The following is a 6223-nucleotide window of genomic DNA, read 5'->3' as shown; positions in this document are numbered from 1 at the left end:
AAGCCAATAATAAAGGCTTTATCACCGGCGGGGGGGGGGTATTGGCTGCTATTTGAAATTAACCGCATAATAAAACAATATAAAAACAAAAAGGTAAAAAATGAAAATAGATAATTTAAATGATATGATTCGTGGTTGGTTTATTGGTGATTTTGAACCAAATGTATTAAAAACAGATCAAGTAGAAGTTGGAGTAAAAACCTATAAAAAGGGTGATTATGAAGAAAGACATTATCATAAGGTAGCTACTGAAATTACCGTAATTACCAAAGGGAAAGTAAAAATGAATGGCGTGATATATAAAGAGGGCGATATCATAACTATAAAGCCGTTTGAAGATACAGATTTTGAAGCATTAGAAGATTCTCAAAATGTAGTAGTAAAAATCCCAGCAGCCAATAATGATAAATATCTAGGAAAATATGGAGAATAATGATGAGTAAAATAAATATTTTAATACCAGCAGCAGGTGCTGGGAGTAGATTTGCCAAAGAAGGATATATCAAGCCAAAGCCTTTTATAGATGTATTAGGCAAGCCTATGATTATGAGAGTTTTGGATAATTTAAAGGTTGATAATGCACATTATATTATTATATTGCAAAAGGCTTATTTAGAAAATGAAAAAAAACTTTGCGAACAGATAGCTAAAGACTACAATGTTAGCTTTGTTAGCGTAGAGTCATTAACTGAAGGGACTGCTTGTTCTGTGCTGCATGCAAGAGAGTTAATAGATAATGATATACCATTAATGATAGCAAATTCGGATCAAATAATAGATATTGATATAAGTGATTATATCAATGATTGTAAAAATCGTAATTTAGATGGTTCTATTTTATGTTTTACGGATAAAGAAAAAAGCCCAAAATGGTCTTTTGTAAAAATGAACAATGAGCTAATTGTAGAAGTAAAAGAAAAAGAGGTTATATCTGATATTGCTACAGTTGGAATCTATCTATTTTCTAAAGGAAGTTTATTTATAGATTCAGCTATAGATATGATTGCGAGAAACGATAGAGTTAATAATGAATTTTATACTGCTCCAGCCTATAATTATGCAATTAAAAACGGAGCAAAAATTGGCTGCTTTTTAATGAATTTTGATGATATGCACGGTATAGGAACTCCAGATGATTTACAAAAATATATAAAATTTATTAAAGGATAATTATGATCCAAAAAAGATTAGCTATACAATTTTTTGGGCATACAAGAACATATAAAAAGACTTATGAGAGCTTTTTTAAAAATATAGTTGAACCTAATTTAAAAGATGGTTGGCAAATTGATATATTTATACATACTTGGGATATGAGTAGCAGCAGTGATAGAAGTTGGCATAATGGACAGGATTTATTCGACATTAATCTATTAAGTCAAAATGATATAGATGATATAAAAAGAGTATATAAACCAAAAAAGTTATTAGTAGAACATCTACAAGAAGGTGCTCACGGGGGGGGGCGAATCTAAAAAAAGAGGAAATAGACTAAGAGAATCCTATGAAAAAGAAAATAGTATAAAATATGATTATATTTTATATACTAGAATGGATATTTTGTTTGCATCGCCTCTTAATATACAAAGATATATAGACTTATACACAAAAGGTAGTATGAAAAATTTTCCATTACCACAAAAGCATTGCTTTGTAGCATTTAATCCATTTGTGAGAATGCCTGTTATTGATATAAGATATATAAATGAGGGTGATATAGTTTATTTTACTAATTATCCGCATGATGATTTTCAGCCAGAGAAGCGCTTAGAACTCTTTATAATAATGATCGATTATAAATTGTATAGAGATTTTTTCTTACAAAGAAGAGATTTTATTCTTGGATATAATAGCTCATTAGAGGCCAAATTAAAAATAGAACAAGATAAATCATCAGAATTGCAACTGCAATTAGATGAAAAAACTAAAGAAAATATACAAATGCTCTCTAAATTTAAATCCTTAGAAGATACTCTCAACTCCATACCTATCAAAAAACAATCCTTAGAGATTTCAAACTTAGAACAAGATCTAATAAATAAAAAACTCAAAGCACAAATTTTAGAAAAAGACCTAAGATATGATTACAACGCAATCCAAGAAAACAAAGAGTTGAAAGAACAAATCAAAGCTTTACAGCTAATAGGCAAAGAAAATATAAATCAACAAAGTATATATACCGCCAAATCCCGTATCCACAATCAACTAAGCTATAAACTTGGTCAAGCTATGATAGCAAACTCTAAAAGCATATGGGGATATATTAGAATGCCTTATGTATTAAGCTATATAAAAGATATGCATAAAAAAGAACAAATAGCCTATAATGAAAAAGTTAAAGCTAATCCTAATCTAAAACTTCCACCAATAGAGTCATATCCAGATTACAAAGAAGCCTTAAAAGAAAAAGAGTGTCTAACATATAAACTTGGAGAGGCTATGATAGAAGCTAGTAAAAATTGGTATAAAGGTGGATATGTTAAATTTATATTTAAAGCTATCAGACTAAAAGAGAAGTATATGAAAAAATAGTAAAATATCTATTAATTATTGTATTGTATGTTAAATTTGATATAATATAATTCAAATATTTAAATAGGAGGGTATAATGCAAATTATTTCTCATCGAGGTTGGTGGAAAAGTAGTGATGAAAAAAATCAACTTATAGCATTTCAAAGAGAATTTCAATATTGTTCAGATTTAGCATCTAAATCTTATAGGGGGGGGGTAGAGACTGATATTAGAGATTATAATGGTTCTTTAGTAATCTCCCATGACATTGCTACGCAGAATTCTTTAAGTTTAGATAAATTTTTCTCCCTATATTCTGATTATAAATCTATACAAAATTCTACTTTAGCTTTAAATATCAAAGCTGATGGCTTGCAAGTAGAGCTTAAATCAATATTACAAAAATATAAAATAGATAATTATTTCTTTTTTGATATGTCAATTCCTGATGCTTTAGGTTATATTAGACATGGATTAAATATTTTTACTAGACAAAGCGAATATGAGAAAATTCCATCATTTTACCAAGAAGCAAAAGGTATCTGGCTAGATGAGTTTTGTACTCACTGGATAAATTCGCAAATCATAGAAGAACATCTAAATAATAATAAAAAAATTTGTATAGTTTCTCCAGATTTACACAAAAGAGATTATATAAAAGAGTGGCAAGAGTATAAAGAAATTGAAAGTAAATTTAAAAACGCAAATTTAATGCTTTGTACAGATAAAATAGAAGAAGCTAGGAGGTTTTTTAATGAATAAAATTAAAGCTGTAATTTTTGATATGGATGGCGTGCTAATAGAGGCAAAAGATTGGCATTATGAGGCACTCAATAGAGCTTTAAAACTCTTTGGTATGGAGATTAGCTATGCTGAACATTTAACAACTTTTGATGGATTACCAACAAAAAAGAAATTGGAAATTTTATCAATAGATAGAAACCTACCAAAAGGTTTGCATAGCTTTATTAATAAAATGAAACAGCAATATACTATGGAAATTGTATATCGTGCTTGCAAGCCTAGATTTTATCACCAATATGCTCTATCTAGATTGCATAAAGAAGGGTATAAAATGGCTGTTTGTTCAAATTCAATTTTTAATACTATTGATGTAATGATGCAAAAAGCCGCTCTTAGCCCATATTTTGAATTTTATGTCTCAAATGAAGATGTAAAACATGGCAAGCCAGATCCAGAAATGTACATAAAAGCAATCTCTAAGCTAGATTTGGATCCAAGAGAGTGCCTAATTGTAGAAGATAATGAAAATGGTATTAAAGCAGCCAAAGCAAGTGGAGCCAATGTAATGGTGGTAAAAGAAGTAAGTGATGTTAATTATGAAAATATTAAAGAGCATATTGCTAAATTTCAAAAGGAAAATCTATGATAAATATTGTAATTCCATTAGCAGGTAAGAGTAGTTTTTTTAAAGAAGATGAGATAATTTTCCCAAAGCCATTTACTGAAATTTGTGGTAAAACTATGATAGAGATGCTTATTGAAAATTATCAAGTTTTTCAAGAAAAGCAGTTTATTTTTATTTTAAAAGAAGATGATGTTCGGGGTTTTCATTTAGATGAAGCAATTAAGGTATTAGCCGGCAAAGATAGCAAAATTATAATTATTAAAGAACAGACTCAAGGTATGGCTTGTAGCGCATTACTTGCTGTAGAATGGATAGATAATGATAATCCACTCATAATAGCAAATGCAGATCAATATTTTGAGATAAATTTAAATCAAGTAGTATCTAGTTTTGATAATTATAAAGCGGGAGTAATCGCCTTTGAATCAATTCATCCTAGATGGGCATATGTTAGACTGGATAATGATTCAAATGTAATAGAAGCAGTAGAGAAAAACCCAATTAGTAAAAATGCAATTGCTGGATTTTATTATTATAGACAGGGCAAGGATTTTGTGCAGGCTGCTCAAAAAATGATAGAAAAAGATGTGCATTTAAATAGTCAATTTTTTATTGCTCCAACTTTAAATGAGCTTATTTTAATGGATAAAAGTATCGGTATATATAAAATAGATAAGGAATTTTACCATACATTTTATAGTATGGAAAAAATAAGAGAGTATGAAAGGATTAAAAATGCTTAAAAAATTAACTCAAGAATATATAAATAAATTTAATGCAAAAGATTTACAAGGTATAAGCGATATGTTATCTGATGATTTTTATCTAGAAGATCCAGTAGTAAAGCATATAGATGGAAAAAATAGCTGCTTAAATGCAATCGGTGATATTTTTAATAGTTTTTTGAATTTAAATTTTAGTGCTAAAAATATCTATATTGATAATAAAACCAGTTTTATAGAATTTATATTGATTTTAGATGAAAAACATTTAGAAGGCGTAGATATTATAGAGTGGAATGAAGATAATAAAATTTCAGCTCTTAGGGCTTATTTGTATGAGGTGGCAAATGGCTAAGGTAGCATTATGTATAAGTGGAGCTTTTAGAGGAAAGTATCTTGATATAATTAAAAGTCACATAGAATCTATTGCTTTACCACTAAATGCTGATGTTTTTATAGCCACATGGGATAGTTATCACGCTTGGCCAGGCGAAGGTGGGTATGGCGAGGGATGGCTTAGGAATTGGTATGACGACAGTATTGTGCAATTAGCACCACCCGAACTAATTACTAGCAATTGGGAGTTTTCTAAAATGTTTCCTAATGTTTTTAAACAAATAAGGAAAATAAAACAAGAAAAATTAGAGCACAAACAAATAGAATCCTTGCCTAATGTAAAAGGCTGTAGTTTTATTGACGAGAAAGATTTTAATGATAATTTTAAAAATAAAAATAATAGTTTAAAGATGTTTTATCTTTATAATGAAGTTATTGATTTGTTGATAGATTATGAAAATAAAGGCCAGTTTTTTTATGATTATATAATTCATATTAGACCAGATAAAGGTTATGGAAAATTGGATTGGCATAATACTTTGTTTGCAATTCAAGATAATGATATTGTAATGCATGCTAATATAGCTAGAAATTTTGCAAGTGATATGTTTAGCATAGGAAAAAGATTTGCTATGATAAGATTTTTATCTTTATTTAAGCAAGCTTCATTATATAAGAACTTAGAGTTTTTTAATTTATATCCATTTGGAATTTGCTCTGCTGATTATGGAGTTAATCACTGTATTTTATATAGGTGTATAACAAAATTTTTAAATTTGAATATAAAGCCACTTAATGGTCTTTATCAATGGATTAGATTTAATCCAAAGTTAATACCAATTCAAAAAGAAATAGAAGATGATTTAATAATTTTAAAACAAAATGGTACATTTGATGATGATAAACTAAAAGAATTTAGAAATTTTTTTGAGTTTTTATTAAATACGAATGTATTTTTATCAGCACAAGAGAGAATTAAATCTCATTTATTTTATAAACTAGGCCAAGCTATGATAGTAAACTCTAAAAGTATATTAGGCTATTTAAAAATGCCGTATACCTTATATTCTATTAAAAAACAACACGATATTGAACAAATTGCTTATGATAAAATTATAAAAGATAACCCAAATTTAAAACTTCCGCCATTAGAGTCATACTCCGATTATCAAGAAGCTTTAAAATGTAAAAATCACCTAAGTTATAAACTTGGAGAAGCTTTGATAAAAGCCAATAATAAAGGCTTTATCACCGGCGGGGGGGGGGGATTGGCTGCTATTTTAA

9 protein-coding genes are annotated in these 6223 nt (G+C 28.5%); all 9 read left to right on the top strand.

What is annotated here, in order from left to right; genetic code table 11:
• Positions 1-100 precede the first annotated feature (100 nt).
• Positions 101-433, top strand: a complete 333-nt coding sequence (locus CIGNP103_RS07900) for a hypothetical protein (RefSeq protein ID WP_086241915.1) — start codon at positions 101-103, stop codon at positions 431-433.
• An 11-nt stretch (positions 434-444) separates the two neighbouring features.
• A complete protein-coding gene (locus CIGNP103_RS07895) occupies positions 445-1170 on the top strand; it encodes a glycosyltransferase family 2 protein (RefSeq protein ID WP_086241921.1) in 726 nt (241 codons plus the stop codon).
• A gap of 2 nt (positions 1171-1172) precedes the next feature.
• Complete coding sequence (locus CIGNP103_RS08190; protein WP_180381813.1) at positions 1173-1475, top strand: hypothetical protein; 303 nt, start codon at positions 1173-1175, stop codon at positions 1473-1475.
• A gap of 142 nt (positions 1476-1617) precedes the next feature.
• Positions 1618-2532 carry a hypothetical protein gene (locus CIGNP103_RS07890; protein ID WP_180381812.1) on the top strand — a complete coding sequence of 305 codons (915 nt, stop codon included), beginning with the start codon at positions 1618-1620 and terminating at the stop codon, positions 2530-2532.
• Positions 2533-2608: 76 nt separating this feature from the next.
• Positions 2609-3274 (top strand): hypothetical protein, encoded by a 666-nt coding sequence (locus tag CIGNP103_RS07885; RefSeq protein WP_086268902.1) that lies wholly within the window; start codon positions 2609-2611, stop codon positions 3272-3274.
• Entirely contained in the window at positions 3267-3902 is a 636-nt protein-coding gene (locus CIGNP103_RS07880) for an HAD family hydrolase (protein ID WP_086268901.1), read from the top strand. The genes CIGNP103_RS07885 and CIGNP103_RS07880 overlap by 8 nt, the downstream gene beginning before the upstream one ends.
• A complete protein-coding gene (locus CIGNP103_RS07875) occupies positions 3899-4624 on the top strand; it encodes a glycosyltransferase family 2 protein (RefSeq protein ID WP_086268900.1) in 726 nt (241 codons plus the stop codon). The genes CIGNP103_RS07880 and CIGNP103_RS07875 overlap by 4 nt, the downstream gene beginning before the upstream one ends.
• The gene (locus CIGNP103_RS07870) at positions 4617-4958 is read left to right on the top strand and encodes a nuclear transport factor 2 family protein (protein ID WP_086268899.1); all 342 of its coding nucleotides are present in this window, start codon (positions 4617-4619) and stop codon (positions 4956-4958) included. Before CIGNP103_RS07875 ends, CIGNP103_RS07870 begins: the two co-directional genes overlap by 8 nt.
• The coding region (locus CIGNP103_RS07865; protein ID WP_086268898.1) for a hypothetical protein at positions 4951-6223 on the top strand (1273 nt) is incomplete at its 3' end. The genes CIGNP103_RS07870 and CIGNP103_RS07865, both read left to right, overlap by 8 nt.

Source organism: Campylobacter sp. P0103, from assembly GCF_002139545.1.
Taxonomy (GTDB): domain Bacteria; phylum Campylobacterota; class Campylobacteria; order Campylobacterales; family Campylobacteraceae; genus Campylobacter; species Campylobacter devanensis.
Note: the sequence above shows the minus strand (reverse complement) of the source record. Positions and strands in the feature narration are given on the sequence as shown.

Excerpts from the sequence above, each read along its gene's own strand:
- CIGNP103_RS07890 (WP_180381812.1), top strand. The coding sequence starts at position 1,618 with ATGAAAAATTTTCCATTACCACAAAAGCATTGCTTTGTAGCATTTAAT.
- CIGNP103_RS07885 (WP_086268902.1), top strand. The coding sequence starts at position 2,609 with ATGCAAATTATTTCTCATCGAGGTTGGTGGAAAAGTAGTGATGAAAAA.
- CIGNP103_RS07875 (WP_086268900.1), top strand. The coding sequence starts at position 3,899 with ATGATAAATATTGTAATTCCATTAGCAGGTAAGAGTAGTTTTTTTAAA.
- CIGNP103_RS07880 (WP_086268901.1), top strand. The coding sequence starts at position 3,267 with ATGAATAAAATTAAAGCTGTAATTTTTGATATGGATGGCGTGCTAATA.
- CIGNP103_RS07900 (WP_086241915.1), top strand. The coding sequence starts at position 101 with ATGAAAATAGATAATTTAAATGATATGATTCGTGGTTGGTTTATTGGT.
- CIGNP103_RS07870 (WP_086268899.1), top strand. The coding sequence starts at position 4,617 with ATGCTTAAAAAATTAACTCAAGAATATATAAATAAATTTAATGCAAAA.
- CIGNP103_RS08190 (WP_180381813.1), top strand. The coding sequence starts at position 1,173 with ATGATCCAAAAAAGATTAGCTATACAATTTTTTGGGCATACAAGAACA.